This window comes from Pseudarthrobacter enclensis (assembly GCF_001457025.1).
GTDB classification, from domain to species: domain Bacteria; phylum Actinomycetota; class Actinomycetes; order Actinomycetales; family Micrococcaceae; genus Arthrobacter; species Arthrobacter enclensis.
Map to the genome: position 1 here is coordinate 475,622 of NZ_KQ758600.1, position 14,306 is coordinate 489,927.

Here is a 14,306-nt window from a genome sequence, read left to right on the forward strand (position 1 = left end):
TTTAAGCGCTTGGAAGCAGAGCCTCACCTGTGTCCCGGTTCCCCTCTGTGCAGCGCTGGACGAGGACGGGAAAGAACCGAAGCGGGCTCTATTCAGTGGTTCCGGGCACGCCGCACTCCCGGGCGCTGCAGCGGCACCCACAGCTTGTAGCGGTCCGCGCGGTAGTAGGACACCGAGTAGTCCACCATGGCCTTGGCCACGAAGGCATGGCGCTGGATCTTGAGGAGTGGCGAGCCCACTTCCACGTTCAACAGGCGGGCCGTGGAAGGCGACGCTGCAGTTGCTTCAATCATGTCCTCGCCCCACTCCATGACGAGCCCGAACTGCTCGCTGAGCACGTTGTACAGCGAGGTGGGCGGCTCCCCATCCAGGAGTCCGGGGACACGGTGCGCTGGAATGAAGTTCTCGTCGACGCTCATGGGTTCGCCGTCGGCCAACAGCAGCCGCCGGAACCGGACCAGCGGCGTCCCTTCGTCCAGCTGCAGCTCCCGCGCCAGGAAGGCACTGGCGCCAATCTGTTCAAAGCTGAGGACTTTGGCGGCCGGCACCATGCCGCGCCGCTGCATCTCTTCGCTGTAGGACGTCAGTTTCACCTGAAGATCCAGCTTGGGCCGCCGCACGAAGGTGCCCAGGCCCACGACGCGCTCGATGACTTCCTCGCCAACCAGCGCGTCGATGGCCTGGCGGACAGTCATCCTCGCCAGCCCGAAGCGTTCAGCAAGGTCGCGCTCCGACGGAAGCGCGGAGCCGGGAGGGCACGACTCGGCGATGTAGCTGCGGAGGATCTCCCGCAACTGAATGTAAATCGGAATACCACTGCTGCGGTCGATCTCGCCGGCAATGGTCTTAGCTACAGCAGCCATGGGCCGTCATCTCCTGCTTCTTGTACCGCTCTTAATGGTAGGGCAGGTCTAGACCAGGGACGCCACAGACGCTGCGTCCTTGGCGGAGCGCGATTCCGGAGGACTATATTTGGTCAGGAAAATGACGCATGACGGGCGCACCGTCAGGATGAAGGAGTCCCCCTTGCCATCACACCAGGCCGTGGTCACGGCCGCCGTGGGCCTGCATGCCAGGCCGGCGGCCATGTTCGTCCGAGCCGTTAACGAGACCGGCCTTCCGGTGCTCATCGCCAGGAAAGGCATCAGCGCCGTGGACGCCCGCTCCCTGCTGCAGGTGATGGCTGCCGATTTCCAGACCGGCTGCACCGTTGAACTGTCCGTCAATGAGGAACTGCTGGACGGCCCGGAGAGCGCAGCACATGCCCTGGCGGCCCTCCAGTCGCTGGGATCGCTGCTGGAGTCCCAGGGAGCCTCACAGCAGCCCGTAGGAAGCTAGTTCCGGGCGCCGTTCCGGACGGGAACAGCAACGCAAAAACGCCGGCCCCCACCATGAGGTGGGGGCCGGCGTTTTGCTCAGTGGCTTTGGCTAGTGCGCGTGGTCGCCGCGGCTGTATTCGTAAACCCAGCCAACGAGCGCAACGACGGCGATGCCGGCCGCGATGAAGACGATCCAGAAGCCCACGGCCAGGCCCAGGAAGCCGGTGGCGCAGGCGAGGCCGAGGACCAGAGGCCACCAGCTCCAGGGGCTGAAGTGGCCCTGTTCACCGGCGCCCTCATGGATTTCGGCGTCACTGCGGTCCTCAGGGCGCAGGCCGACGCGCTTGGCGGTGAAGCCAAGGTAGGCGCCGATCATACCGGCGAGCCCGCCGACAAGCAGGACACCAAGGATGCCGACCCATTCACTCCAGTTGGTCAGGAAACCGTAAACGATGGAGACAGGGATGAAGAAGAAGACTCCTGATCCGAAGATCCAAGATTCGATTTTCACTGTGCGGTGTCCTTCTGGTCGGCGTTGCCGAGGGCCTTGGCTGCGGGAGCCGGCGACTCGACGGTGTGCACCTGGCGAAGCTCAGGGTGGTGCAGGTCCAGGGCGGGGCGCTCCGAACGGATCCGGGGCAGCGAGGTGAAGTTGTGGCGCGGCGGCGGGCAGGAGGTTGCCCATTCGAGCGAAGCTCCGAAGCCCCACGGATCGTCAACCTGAACCTTCTCGGCGCTGCGCCACGTGATGTAGACGTTCCAGAAGAACGGGATCAGCGAAGCACCCAGGACGAAGGACGCCACGGTGGAGAACTGGTTCATCCAGGTGAAGTTGTCTTCCACCAGGTAGTCGGCGTAACGGCGGGGCATGCCCTCAACACCGAGCCAGTGCTGGATCAGGAAGGTGCCGTGGAAGCCGAGGAACAGCAGCCAGAAGTGGATCTTGCCGAGGCGTTCGTTGAGCATCTTGCCCGTCCACTTGGGCCACCAGAAGTAGAACCCGGCGAACATGGCGAACACCACGGTGCCGAACACCACGTAGTGGAAGTGTGCCACCACGAAGTAGGAGTCGGAGACATGGAAGTCCAGCGGCGGCGAAGCCAGGATGATGCCGGTCAGGCCACCGAAGAGGAAGGTGATGAGGAAGCCGATGCTCCACAGCATGGGGGTTTCGAAGGTCAGCGAACCGCGCCACATGGTGCCGATCCAGTTGAAGAACTTCACACCCGTCGGGACGGCAATCAGCATCGTCATGAAGGCGAAGAACGGCAGGAGGACCGAGCCGGTGACGTACATGTGGTGGGCCCACACGGTCACGGACAGGGCGGCGATGGCGATGGTTGCGTAGACCAGGCCCTTGTAGCCGAAGATCGGCTTGCGGCTGAAGACCGGGAAGATCTCCGAAACGATACCGAAGAACGGCAGCGCGATGATGTACACCTCGGGGTGGCCGAAGAACCAGAACAGGTGCTGCCAGAGGACTGCACCGCCGTTCTCGGGGTCGAAGATGTGGGCTCCGAAGCGGCGGTCGGCGCCGAGGGCGAATAGGGCGGCGGCCAGTGGCGGGAACGCCATCAGGACCAGGATGGCCGTGATGAGGGTGTTCCAGGTGAAGATCGGCATGCGCCACATGGTCATGCCCGGAGCGCGCATGCAGATGATCGTGGTGATGAAGTTGACCGCGCCGAGGATGGTGCCGAAGCCGGACAGTGCCAGGCCGAAGACCCAGAGGTCACCGCCGATGCCCGGGCTGAACGTGGTGTTGGACAGCGGAGCGTAGGCGAACCAGCCGAAGGATGCGGCACCCTGCGGGGTGATGAAGCCGGAGACGGCAATGGTGGATCCGAAGAGGAAGAACCAGAAGGCCAGCGCGTTCAGCCGCGGGAAGGCGACGTCGGGAGCGCCGATCTGCAGCGGCATGATGACGTTGGCGAACCCGGCGAAAAGAGGGGTTGCGAACATCAGCAGCATGACGGTGCCGTGCATGGTGAACAGCTGGTTGTACTGTTCCTTGGTCTGCAGGATCTGCATGCCGGGCTCGAACAGTTCGGCGCGGATCAGCAGCGCCATGACGCCGCCGAGGCAGAAGAAGACGAACGAGGCGATCAGGTACATGTACCCGATGGTCTTGTGGTCGGTCGAGGTGATCCAGTTGACGACGATGCGCCCCTTGGATTTGGGAACCACGGGGGCCTGGAGGGACCCTGCGGGTGCGGATTGAGTGTACGTAGCCACGTCGCTCCCCTTACTTAATTTCGTTCAGGTTAGGGTTGCGGTCGTACTCCACACCAAGCAGGCCGGTGTTGCCTGCTGCCTTCAGCTCGTCCATGTGTGCCGTGAATTCGGACTCAGACACGACCTTGACGCGGAACAGCATTTCGGAGTGGTACTCGCCGCAGAGTTCGGCACACTTGCCGTCGTAGGTCCCCTCCTTGGTGGGGGTGAACCGGATGTAGTTGGTCTTTCCGGGGATCATGTCGCGCTTCTGCAGGAAGGCGGGAACCCAGAAGGAGTGGATGACGTCGCGGGCGTTGAGTTCGAGGTCAACGGACTTGTTCACCGGCAAGTACAGCGTGGGGAGCTGCTCCTTGTCGATGGTGTTGCCGGTCAGGTGAGCCTGCACGCCGGCCTCGTGGACGTCTTCCTGGATGACATCGCCGGACTTGTAATTGAAGTCCCATGCCCACTGCTTGCCGCGGACGTCAACGACGACGTCGGCCGGCTGGGAACGGTCATCGATGGCCTGCTGGTCACGGTCGGTGAAGTAGAAGAACACGACGACCATGAAGATCGGGATGGTGAGGTAGAAAACCTCGAGCGGCAGGTTGAAGCTGGTCTGCCGCGGGAATCCGACGGTCCCCTTGCGGCGGCGGTAGGCCACCAGGCACCAGATGATCAGGCCCCATGTAATGGTGCCCACCACGAGGGCGGCAATCCATGAGTTGACCCAGAGGTCCATGATGCGGTCGGTGTTGCTGGTGGTGCCGCGCTCAGTGGGCAGCCACCCCTTCTCTACCTCTGGCGAACATCCGGTCAAAACCAACGCGCCGGCAATAGCCAAGCCAGTGATCGTTGTGATCGTTTTGCGTCGGCTGCCGGTTCGGTTCTGCGAACTCACAGACGGCCCTTCCTACTTGTTGCTGCTGTCCGGGCAGCCATCGGCGGCCCCGGGCACACTAAAAAGTTTTACTACTCGATGTAGAGCTTACCGCTCCCCCGGACGTTTCGCCCACATGTCGGCGCCGTGCCTCCCGGCCAATTGGATTGGCAGGAAGCACGGCGCAGACATACGGCAAAATGACCGGCTTAGTGGAAGGAATCTCCACAGGCGCAGGAGCCACCGGCGTTGGGGTTGTCGATGGTGAATCCCTGCTTTGAAATGGTGTCCTCGAAGTCGATGCTGGCGCCGCTGAGGTACGGAACGCTCATCTTGTCCACCACGACCTCGACGCCATCGAAGTCACGGACGGCATCGCCGTCGAGAATCCGCTCGTCGAAGTACAGCTGGTAAATCAGGCCGGAGCAGCCGCCGGGCTGCACGGCAACCCGAAGGCGCAGGTCTGTGCGGCCTTCCTGTTCGAGAAGGCTGCGTACCTTGCCTGCGGCGACATCGGTCAGGTTGACCTCGTGGACCGGCAGTTCGCCGGATTCGCTGGTGGTTGCGGTGCTGTTCTCATTGGTTGCGGTGCTCATTGGCCTACCTTCTTGGGACGGGTCCTGGCGGCCCCGCTTCTGCGGTGCCTGCCCCTACGGATTGGGTATGGGCTATAGCTACATGCTACGTCGGACAGCCCTGTAGCTCTAACTCCTGACGTAACCATGGGAGCCTCCCGGTTGTTCCCCGGGAGGCTCCCCCCAACCCATGGGTCCAGGGGTTTCCACTCACAGACCGTCGCTGTTCAACCGGGCCAGCAGCAGTGCTTCGGCAACAATGGCGTTGCGGAAGTCGCCGAGGTCCAGTGACTCGTTGGCGCTGTGGGCCCGAGAGTCGGGGTCCTCCACGCCCGTGACAAGTATCTGTACTTCGGGATAGAGCTCCATGAGGTCCGCAATAAAGGGAATGGAACCGCCAATGCCCGTTTCCACCGCGGGCACGCCCCAGGCTTCACCCAGCGCCCACATGGCCATCCGAGCCGCGGGCGATGCGGTGTCGGTCTGGAACGGATTGCCGCTCTCCCCCGGCGTGAAGGTGACCCTGGCCCCGAAGGGTGCGTGGGACTCGACGTGGCGGCGTACCGCGTCCATGGCGGCGTCCGGGTCCTGGCCCGGCGCGAGGCGAAGGCTGAATTTTGCCCGTGCCCGCGGCAGCAGGGTGTTGGAGGCGACGTCGACGGCGGGTGCGTCGAAGCCGATGATGGACAGTGCAGGTTTGGTCCAGAGCCGGGATGCGATGCTGCCGCTGCCGGCGAGGCGGACGCCGTCGAGCACCGACGCGTCGGCGCGGTAGTCCGCCTCGGGGAGGTCGACGGAAGCCGTGTCCCTGGCGACCAGCCCTTCGATGGCGACGTTGCCGTCGTCGTCGTGGAGCGTGGCAATCAGCCGTGCCAGCAGCGTGGGCGCGTCCAGGACCGGCCCGCCGTACATGCCGGAGTGGACTGCGTGCTCCAGGACCTGGACCTCTATGGTGCCATCAACCAGGCCGCGCAGGCTGGTGGTCAGGGCAGGGATGCCCACCTTCCAGTTACTGGAATCAGCCACCACGATCACGTCCGCCCTCAGCAGTTCGCGGTTGGCTTCCAGGAACGGGCGGAAGGTGGGTGAACCGGCTTCCTCTTCCCCTTCGAAGAAGAAGGTCACGCCAAGGCCCAGCCGGTCACCGAGGACGCCGGCCACGGCGGCGTAGGCGGCGAGGTGGGCCATGATGCCCGCTTTGTCGTCCGCGGCGCCGCGGCCGTACAGCCTGCCGTCCTTTTCCACTGCCGTAAAGGGACTGGTGTCCCACAGGGCTTCGTCACCCGCCGGCTGGACGTCATGGTGGGCGTACAGCAGGATGGTGGGCTTTCCCGGAGCGGCAGGACGGCGGGCGACGACGGCGGGACCTCCCGGGGTGCCGTCCGGCTTGGCGCAGGAAAGGGTCTGCACGTCCTCCAGGCCGGCGCCGCGCAACAGGCCGGCTACAGCTTCGGCGCTGCGTTCCAGGGGTGCCCGGTCGAAGCTGGGCCACGCAATGCCCGGGATGGCCACGAGGTCTTTGAGATGCGCCAGGGTCTGGTCAAAGGATTGGGCGACGGCGGCCCGAAGTCCGTCGGCCAGCGCGTCGGCCCCGGTGTGCGCGCCCGCGGTGCCCTGCGGTTCTGAAGTATGTGCCGTTGGCGATGAAGTCATGGCGAAAACATTACTCCCGTCACATCTTCAGCTCTGGCACCAGCTGCCGGGCAGGGATTCCGGCTGCTCCCGCAAGGTATTCTGTTCTGGTGTTCGGACGTAAAAAGGAAGCGCCCACGGCGCAGGAAACAGTTGACCAGCAGGCTGCCGAGGCAGCTGCGCGCCAGGCAGGAATGACGGGCAAGGGCGCACCGACGCCGACCCGCAGGGCCCAGGAGGCTGCCCGCAGGCGTCCACTGGTGCCGGAGGACCGCAAAGCTTCCAAGGCGGCCGAACGCCAGGCGATCCAGGACCAGCGCCAGAAGATGCGCCAGGCCCTGGACACCGGAGACGAGAAGTTCCTGCCGCTGCGTGACAAGGGGCCGCAGAAACGCTATGCCCGCGACTACGTTGACGCCCGGTTCAGCCTGGGCGAGTTCCTGATGTTCGGTGCCCTGGTCTTCGTTTTGGTGTCGTTGGTGGTGCCGGCATCCAGCGAGTACATGGTCTACGTCCTGGGCGGGTTCTGGGTCATGTTCCTCGCTGTCTTCGTTGACGTTTTCATTCTTTCCCGCAAGCTGCGCAAGCGCCTTGCGGACAAGTTCGGCGAGGTGGAACGCGGCACTGTTTGGTACGGCTCCATGCGGTCACTGCAGTTCCGCAAGCTGCGGCTTCCCAAGCCGCAGGTCGGCCGGGGACAGTACCCCTCCTAAGCCACCCTTAGGCCTCCATCCTTAAACGGTGATCCCCGGCAGGAGTTCCTGCCGGGGATCACCGTTTAATGCGTACTGTTCAGGCCCACCGTTGCTTCAAAGGCAGCGCTCCGTGGCGATCACCATTCACGGGGCGCCGCGCCAGTCGCCACCGGGTTTGCGCGGCGCGGCGTCAGGCTTTGCGGTTCCGTGCCAGGCGCCGGTTGATCCGGGCCGCCCAGAATGGCCCCTCGTAGAGGAAAGCGGTATAGCCCTGCACGAGGGTTGCTCCCGCGTCCAGCCGTTCCTGAACATCCCGGGCATCCTCCACTCCGCCGACCGCCACCAGGGTGAGGCTGCCGCCCGTGGCGTCCTTGAGCCGGCGCAGGACTTCCAGGGACCGCTTCTTCAGCGGGGCACCGGACAATCCCCCGGCTCCGCATTCCTCCACCTGGCCGGCCGGTGATGTGAGCCCGGTCCTGGCGATCGTGGTGTTGGTGGCGATGATGCCGTCAAGCTTCAGGTCCAGTGCAAGCCGGGCAACGTCGTCGATATCCTCATCGCTGAGGTCCGGAGCGATCTTCACCAGCAGCGGGACACGGCGGCCCGCGGCCCGGTCCGCTTCTTCCCGCACCGCGGTGAGCAGGGGCCGGAGCGTCTCCACATCCTGCAGCAGCCGAAGCCCGGGGGTGTTGGGGGAACTGACGTTCACCACCAGATAATCCGCCGCCGGCGCCAGCGTGCGTGCGCTGACACGGTAGTCGTCCACCGCGTCGGCGAGCTCGACGGCCTTGGTCTTGCCGATGTTGACGCCGATCACCGGCCGGACGCCGGGATAACGCCGCTGCAGCGCAGCACGCGCCGACTTCAGGCGTGGAGCGACGGCGGCCGCACCGTCATTGTTGAACCCCATCCTGTTGATCACTGCACGGTCCTGGACCAGGCGGAAGAGCCGCGGTTTCTCATTGCCGGGCTGCGCCTGGCCGGTGATGGTGCCGACTTCGACGTGGCCGAAACCCAGCTCGGTCAGGGCCTCAATGCCGTGGCCCTCCTTGTCGAATCCCGCGGCCAGCCCGAACGGCGAAGGAAAGGTCACCCCGAAAGCGGTGGTCTGCAGCGACGGCGCCGGGGCCGTCAGCTTGTGCAGCAGCCTGCCGGCGCCGGAGGCATGCGCGAGCCGGATGCCTTTGAACCCGAGAGTGTGGGCGCGTTCAGCGTCCATCCATGAAAAGGCCAGCTTAAAGAAGGTGGGGTAAAGGCGCATGCCTCCAGTTTTCCGTCTTACGCGGCGTAGACCAAAACGGAGACGCCAAAAACCGGCTGGAAGCAGGCAGGCACCGGATTAGCATGGGTCCATGGCATGGGAGCAGGACATTCTGGGGACGGAGTTCCAGTCCCTCGCGTTCCGGGCCGCAGGTGCAGACGGCGTGGAGCGGACCGCGACGCTTGTCCGCCACCGGCCGAAGGGCGTAGTGGCGTCCCCGCCGGGCAGCCGGCAGGCGGTCCTGTTCCTGCACGGCTGGAGCGACTACTTCTTCAACGTGGACCTGGCCCGGTTCTGGAGCGGCGCCGGGTACGACTTCTATGCGCTGGACATGCACAACCACGGCAGGAGCCTGCGGCCCGGCACGCACGGCGGATATGTAGGGCACCTGGCCGACTACGACGCCGAGATTGCTGCGGCGACCGCGCTGATCGGGGATCATGGCACTCCCGGACCGCTAACCCTCATGGGACATTCCACGGGCGGCCTGGTGGCGGCGCTGTGGGCCAGCCGCCATCCCGGAGCGGTGTCCCGCCTGGTGCTCAACAGCCCTTGGCTGGAGATGCATGGCAGCTCGCTGGTACGCCGAGCGGCGGCTGGAATGCTGGCACCCCTGACCCGGGTGCGGCCCGAAACGGTTCTCCGGTTGCCGGAACGGGGCTTTTACTGGCGGACCATCAGCAGTGCAGCCGAGGGCGAGTGGACCCTGGACGACCGGTACCGCCCGCCCCTGGCGTTCCCTGTCCGGGCGGGTTGGCTCAGCGCGGTGCTGGCGGGCCAGGCACAGGTGGCCCGTGGCCTCGGCATCGAGGTGCCCATCCTGGTCCTGCTGTCCGGCGGCAGCGCGAACGGGCTGCTGTGGTCGGAGGAGATGCGGCGCACGGACGCTGTGCTGGATGTCAGGATCATCGGGGCAAGGGCACTCACGCTGGGCCGTTCTGTCACCGTTGAACGCATCGACGGGGCGCTCCATGATGTGTTCCTCTCCCCCGATGCTGTGCGCCGGGACGCGTATGCCAGGCTGGAACGCTGGCTCGCCTCCTACGGCCATGACACCGCTCCGGACCAGACGAGCGACGCGCCGTGAGCGGTGCAGAAGCGGGCCGCGGGAACCTGACGGATCTGTGGACCGCGGACGTGCTGGGAACTGCCTTTGAGCAACTGACGCTGCCGCTGGCCCCGGATGATGAAGGCGACGTCCAGGCGACGCTCGTGCGGTGCGTCGCAGCCGCCGCGCCGCGCACATCGGACCGGCCGCAGGCGCTGAACGTGGTCCTGTACGTCCACGGGTGGGCGGACTACTTCCTGCAGGCCGAGGTGGCAGAGCACCTCGCGGCTCGGGGCATCCCCTTTTACGCGGTGGACCTCCGGAAGTTTGGCCGCAGCCTCCGCCCTTGGCAGACCCCCGGCTACACCGATGACCTGGCCGTCTACGACGAAGACCTCGCTGCAGCCCTGGCGGCGATCCGCGGGGATGTGGCACAGCTGTACGGCGCGGACGTGACGCCGGCAGTGCACGTGCTGGCCCATTCCCTGGGCGGATTGGTCGCTGCCCTCTGGGCGGACCGCAACCCCGGACTCGCCGCCTCCCTGGTCCTGAACGCCCCCTGGCTGGAGCTTCAGGGCAGCAGCATCATCCGGACCATCGCGATGCACCTGGTGGACCCGCTGTCCAAGGCCGATCCGCGGCGGCCGCTGTGGCTTCCCGAAATGCCCGGCTACTGGCAAAGCGTCAGTTCCGAAGCGCACGGCGAATGGCAGCTTGACCCGGCATGGCGGCCCCGCGCGTCGTTCCCGATCCGCGCCGGTTGGGCGAAGGCAGTCCTGGCCGGCCATGCCGCCGTGGAACGCAGGCTGCACATCCGGGAACCTGTCCTGGTCATGCTCTCAGACCGGACACGCATCCAGATTGAATGGTCGGCGGACATGATGGAAGCGGACGCCGTGATCAACGTGGAGGAGACCGCAGGACGGGCCCTGCGACTGGGCCGGCGCGTCAGCGTTTACCGGTATCCCGGCGCACTCCACGACGTGTTCCTTTCGCGCCGGGCCGTCAGGGAAGAAGCCACCCGGGACCTGGCAGCGTGGGTGGGATGCTTTCCGGCCTAGGTTCCGTCGGTGGCGGCCGGTGAGCCTGCCGGTGCCGCCGCGGCATCGACGGCCCCGCCGTACCTGCGGTCCCGGCGCGCATATTCTTCCACCGCCGCCCAGAGGGTCCGGCGGTCTACATCCGGCCACAGCGTGTCCATGAAGACGAACTCGGCGTAGGCCGACTGCCAGAGCAGGAAGTTGGACAACCGCTGTTCACCCGAGCTGCGAAGGAACAGGTCCACGTCCGGCAGGTCCGGCTCGTCGAGGTACTTCTGGATGGTGCGCTCGGAAATCGCCGAGGGCTTCAGCTTGCCGGCGGCGACGTCAGCGGCGATGGCCGACACCGCGTCCGTGATTTCGGCCCGGCCGCCGTAATTAACACACATGGTCAACGTGCAGGTGTTGTTGCCGGCGGTGAAGGCTTCCGCCTCCTCCAGTTCCCGGATGACCGAACCCCACAGTTTGGGCCGGCGGCCGGACCACCTGACCCGGACGCCCCACTCGTCCAGCTGGTTCCGCTGGCGTCGCAGCACATCCTTGTTAAATCCCATCAGGAAGCGCACTTCCTCAGGAGACCTGCGCCAGTTCTCCGTGGAGAAGGCGTACACACTCACGTACTCGATGCCCAGCTCGATGGCGCCGGCCATGACATCGAGCAGGGCGGGTTCGCCGGCCTTGTGCCCTTCGATCCGAGGCAATCCCCGCTGGTTCGCCCACCGGCCGTTGCCGTCCATAACGATGGCGACGTGCCGCGGGACGAATTCGGCCGGGATGGACGGGGGCACGGCACCCGACGGGTGCGGGTACGGTGCCGTTACGGGACGGGTCCGCGTGCGGGGGGTGTTGGTTTTCTTGCCCAGGGCCACTGTCAGCTACGCTCCACGTGTTTGAGGGATTTGAGCACCCGTTCCAGGTGCCATTGCAGGTAGGCGGCCACCAGCCCCGCGGCTTCCTTGCGGTGCAGGGGAAGGGAAGCGTCCGCGGTGGCCCAGTCGCCGGTGAGCAGGGCGGCCAGCAACGTGACGGTCTCCGGGGCAGGCGCCGGCGAGCCCGGCGGCCGGCAGCCGGCGCAGACCATGCCGCCCAGGGCCGCCGCGAAGGCGGTGTGCGGGCCTGGCATGCCGCACCGGGCACAGGCGGTGAAACTGGGGGCCCAGCCGCCTGTTGCCAGGGCGCGGAGCAGGTAGGAATCCAGGATCAGGCCTGCCGCATGCTCATCCCGGCTCAATGCTGCCAGCGCGCCGACCAGCAGGTTGTACTGCGCGGTTCCCGCTTCGCCGTCCACGTCCGTGAGTTTTTCCGCAGTCTCGGTCATGGCCGCGGCCACCGTGTAGCGGGCGTAGTCCGCCGCAATGCTTCCGCCGTAGGCGCCTTTAGCCACAGCCTGGGTCACGATGTCCAGGGTCCTGCCCGAGACCAGCTGCAGGTCTGCGACCATGAACGGTTCAAGCCGCGCACCGAACCGGCTGCTGGTACGGCGCACGCCTTTGGCAACGGCCCGCACCTGGCCATGGTGCTTGGTGAGGAGGGTGATGATCCGGTCCGCTTCACCCAGCTTGTGGGTACGCAGCACCACGGCATCGTCCCGGTACGCACGGGAAGCGAACGATTGTTGGGCCACGCTTTATCTTCCCATCCCCGGCGGCCACCGGATCCCGCGCCGCCGCGCCCCGCGTGTTCGCTGGGCGCGGCGGCAGGCGGATCAGGACTGGGCGTCGCGGATGGCCCGGTTGACCGCCGAAATGACAGCCTTCAGGGAGGACATGCTGGTGTTGGCATCGATGCCGACACCCCAGAGCACCCGCTCCCCCACGGCGCATTCAACGTAGGCCGCGGCCATGGCGTTGCCGCCTTCGGACAGGGCGTGCTCGCTGTAGTCCAGCACCCGGACGTCCACGCCGTCCTGGGTCAGGATGTCCAGCAGCGCCGCGATGGGCCCGTTCCCGGTGCCGGTGCGGCTGACCTGTGCGCCGTCGACGGTGAGGGACGCGTGCAGCGTCATGCCGCCGTCGTTATCCGTTTCCGTTTTGACTGCGCCCAGGGAGTAGCGGCCCCACTGGCCGTCGGCCTCGCCGGAGGGCAGGTACTCATCCTTGAAGATCTGCCACAGCTGCGCACCGCTGACTTCGCCGCCGACGGTATCGGTCCGACGCTGGATGACGCCGGAAAATTCGATCTGCGCGCGGCGGGGCAGGTCCAGGCTGTGTTCGTTCTTGAGCAGGTAGGCGACGCCGCCCTTGCCCGACTGGGAGTTGACGCGGATGACGGCCTCGTAGCTGCGGCCCAGGTCCTTGGGGTCGACGGGCAGGTACGGGACCTGCCAGGTGAAGTCGGCGACATCCTGGCCGGCGGCCTTGGCGTCCCGCTCCAGGGCTTCGAAGCCTTTCTTGATGGCGTCCTGGTGCGAGCCGGAGAAGGCCGTGAATACCAGGTCGCCGCCATAGGGGGACCGTTCGGGGACGGGCAGCTGGTTGCAGTACTCCACGGTCCGGCGGACCTCGTCAATGTCCGAGAAGTCGATCATGGGATCGATGCCCTGGACGAACAGGTTCAGCCCCAAGGTCACCAGGTCGACGTTGCCGGTCCGTTCACCATTGCCGAACAGGCACCCCTCGATCCGGTCGGCACCGGCCATGTAGCCCAGTTCGGCGGCGGCGACGCCCGTGCCGCGGTCGTTGTGCGGGTGCAGCGAGAGGATGATGCCTTCGCGCGGGTGCAGGTGGCGGCTCATCCATTCGATCGAGTCCGCGTAGACGTTGGGGGTGGCCATTTCCACCGTGGCGGGCAGGTTGATGATGACCTGGCGGTCGGCAGAGGCCTCGAAGACATCGGCCACGGCGTTGCACACGCGCACCGCGTACTCCAGTTCGGTGCCGGTGAAGGACTCCGGTGAGTACTCGTACGTGATGTGGGTGTCAGCCAGGGTTTCCTCGTATTTCCTGCACAGCCGGGCACCCTGCAGGGCGATGTCGAGGATGCCGTCCTCGTCCTGGTTGAAGACAACGCGCCGCTGCAGCACGGATGTGGAGTTGTAGAGGTGCACGATGGCCTGCTTGGCACCGACCAGGGACTCGTAGGTCCGCTCAATCAGGTGTTCGCGGGCCTGGGTCAGGACCTGGATGGTGACGTCGTCGGGGATGTGGTTGCCCTCGATGAGCTGCCGGACAAAGTCGAAGTCAGTCTGCGACGCCGACGGGAACCCGACCTCGATCTCCTTGTAGCCCATCCGGACCAGCAAATCGAACATCTTCATCTTGCGGGCCGGGCTCATGGGATCGATCAGCGCCTGGTTTCCATCACGCAGGTCCACGGCGCACCAGCGCGGGGCCTTGGTGATTACCTTGTCGGGCCAGGTCCGGTCCGGAACCTCAACCTTGATCTGGTCCTGGAACGGCGTGTACCGGTGGAAGGGCATTCCGGAGGGCTTCTGTGCGTTTCGCATTACTTGGGGCCTTTTCTAAAGATCTTCATTGAAAGGGTGGCCGGGCAACACAAACTCCGCAGCGAGGGTGGGCCTTGCGCTAGATCGCGTCTGTGGCCTCGCCGCGGCAGCTAAGGAGAAGGAGCTCTGCACGCACCTTTTGAGGGTAACACGGGTGCGTAAGATGAAAGGGCACTACCGTCCGTAAAGTCCAG

The 14,306-nt window shown here is 65.7% G+C and carries 14 protein-coding genes; 4 read left to right on the forward strand and 10 right to left on the reverse strand.

Annotated elements, in window-relative coordinates; translation table 11 throughout:
- Window positions 1-92 precede the first annotated feature (92 nt).
- On the reverse strand, window positions 93-863 hold the full coding sequence (locus AS031_RS06795) for a GntR family transcriptional regulator (RefSeq protein ID WP_058267362.1): 771 nt from the start codon (window positions 861-863) through the stop codon (window positions 93-95).
- 163 nt (window positions 864-1,026) lie between these two features.
- On the opposite strand from AS031_RS06795, the gene AS031_RS06800 reads away from it, so the two are divergent.
- Entirely contained in the window at window positions 1,027-1,338 is a 312-nt protein-coding gene (locus tag AS031_RS06800; protein WP_058267619.1) for an HPr family phosphocarrier protein, read from the forward strand.
- 90 nt (window positions 1,339-1,428) lie between these two features.
- Here AS031_RS06800 and AS031_RS06805 read toward each other — a convergent pair whose 3' ends face one another.
- From AS031_RS06805 to AS031_RS06825, 5 genes are all read right to left on the reverse strand, one after another.
- Window positions 1,429-1,830 carry a cytochrome c oxidase subunit 4 gene (locus tag AS031_RS06805; RefSeq protein WP_058267363.1) on the reverse strand — a complete coding sequence of 134 codons (402 nt, stop codon included), beginning with the start codon at window positions 1,828-1,830 and terminating at the stop codon, window positions 1,429-1,431.
- On the reverse strand, window positions 1,827-3,554 hold the full coding sequence (ctaD, locus tag AS031_RS06810) for an aa3-type cytochrome oxidase subunit I (protein ID WP_058267364.1): 1,728 nt from the start codon (window positions 3,552-3,554) through the stop codon (window positions 1,827-1,829). Before ctaD ends, AS031_RS06805 begins: the two co-directional genes overlap by 4 nt.
- Window positions 3,555-3,564: 10 nt before the next feature.
- Window positions 3,565-4,437 (reverse strand): aa3-type cytochrome oxidase subunit II, encoded by an 873-nt coding sequence (gene ctaC / locus AS031_RS06815; protein WP_058267365.1) that lies wholly within the window; start codon window positions 4,435-4,437, stop codon window positions 3,565-3,567.
- Between the two features lie 188 nt (window positions 4,438-4,625).
- A complete protein-coding gene (locus AS031_RS06820) occupies window positions 4,626-5,012 on the reverse strand; it encodes a HesB/IscA family protein (RefSeq protein ID WP_058267366.1) in 387 nt (128 codons plus the stop codon).
- A gap of 189 nt (window positions 5,013-5,201) precedes the next feature.
- On the reverse strand, window positions 5,202-6,644 hold the full coding sequence (locus AS031_RS06825) for a dipeptidase (RefSeq protein ID WP_058267367.1): 1,443 nt from the start codon (window positions 6,642-6,644) through the stop codon (window positions 5,202-5,204).
- Between the two features lie 89 nt (window positions 6,645-6,733).
- Here AS031_RS06825 and AS031_RS06830 point away from each other — a divergent pair, with 89 nt between their 5' ends.
- Entirely contained in the window at window positions 6,734-7,336 is a 603-nt protein-coding gene (locus AS031_RS06830; protein ID WP_058267368.1) for a DUF3043 domain-containing protein, read from the forward strand.
- Window positions 7,337-7,508: 172 nt separating this feature from the next.
- Here the strand turns inward: AS031_RS06830 and AS031_RS06835 are convergent, their stop codons facing one another.
- On the reverse strand, window positions 7,509-8,579 hold the full coding sequence (locus tag AS031_RS06835; RefSeq protein ID WP_058267369.1) for a quinone-dependent dihydroorotate dehydrogenase: 1,071 nt from the start codon (window positions 8,577-8,579) through the stop codon (window positions 7,509-7,511).
- A 91-nt stretch (window positions 8,580-8,670) separates the two neighbouring features.
- On the opposite strand from AS031_RS06835, the gene AS031_RS06840 reads away from it, so the two are divergent.
- Window positions 8,671-9,666: an alpha/beta hydrolase gene (locus tag AS031_RS06840; protein ID WP_058267370.1), complete on the forward strand. Its 996-nt coding sequence runs from the start codon at window positions 8,671-8,673 to the stop codon at window positions 9,664-9,666.
- Window positions 9,663-10,688, forward strand: coding sequence for an alpha/beta hydrolase (locus AS031_RS06845; RefSeq protein ID WP_176716514.1), 1,026 nt, complete (start codon window positions 9,663-9,665; stop codon window positions 10,686-10,688). Before AS031_RS06840 ends, AS031_RS06845 begins: the two co-directional genes overlap by 4 nt.
- Here AS031_RS06845 and AS031_RS06850 read toward each other — a convergent pair.
- The 3 genes from AS031_RS06850 to leuA form a co-directional block, all read right to left on the reverse strand.
- Window positions 10,685-11,536 carry an isoprenyl transferase gene (locus tag AS031_RS06850; protein WP_058267371.1) on the reverse strand — a complete coding sequence of 284 codons (852 nt, stop codon included), beginning with the start codon at window positions 11,534-11,536 and terminating at the stop codon, window positions 10,685-10,687. The two genes, AS031_RS06845 and AS031_RS06850, sit on opposite strands and share 4 nt — an antisense overlap.
- Before the next feature lie 2 nt (window positions 11,537-11,538).
- A complete protein-coding gene (recO, locus tag AS031_RS06855) occupies window positions 11,539-12,291 on the reverse strand; it encodes a DNA repair protein RecO (RefSeq protein WP_058267372.1) in 753 nt (250 codons plus the stop codon).
- An 81-nt stretch (window positions 12,292-12,372) separates the two neighbouring features.
- A complete protein-coding gene (gene leuA, locus AS031_RS06860) occupies window positions 12,373-14,112 on the reverse strand; it encodes a 2-isopropylmalate synthase (RefSeq protein WP_058267373.1) in 1,740 nt (579 codons plus the stop codon).
- Window positions 14,113-14,306: the final 194 nt, after the last annotated feature.

Coding starts and splice junctions, on each gene's coding strand:
- AS031_RS06820 (WP_058267366.1), bottom strand. CDS start 5,012: ATGAGCACCGCAACCAATGAGAACAGCACCGCAACCACCAGCGAATCC.
- leuA (WP_058267373.1), bottom strand. CDS start 14,112: ATGCGAAACGCACAGAAGCCCTCCGGAATGCCCTTCCACCGGTACACG.
- AS031_RS06835 (WP_058267369.1), bottom strand. CDS start 8,579: ATGCGCCTTTACCCCACCTTCTTTAAGCTGGCCTTTTCATGGATGGAC.
- AS031_RS06825 (WP_058267367.1), bottom strand. CDS start 6,644: ATGACTTCATCGCCAACGGCACATACTTCAGAACCGCAGGGCACCGCG.
- AS031_RS06840 (WP_058267370.1), top strand. CDS start 8,671: ATGGCATGGGAGCAGGACATTCTGGGGACGGAGTTCCAGTCCCTCGCG.
- AS031_RS06795 (WP_058267362.1), bottom strand. CDS start 863: ATGGCTGCTGTAGCTAAGACCATTGCCGGCGAGATCGACCGCAGCAGT.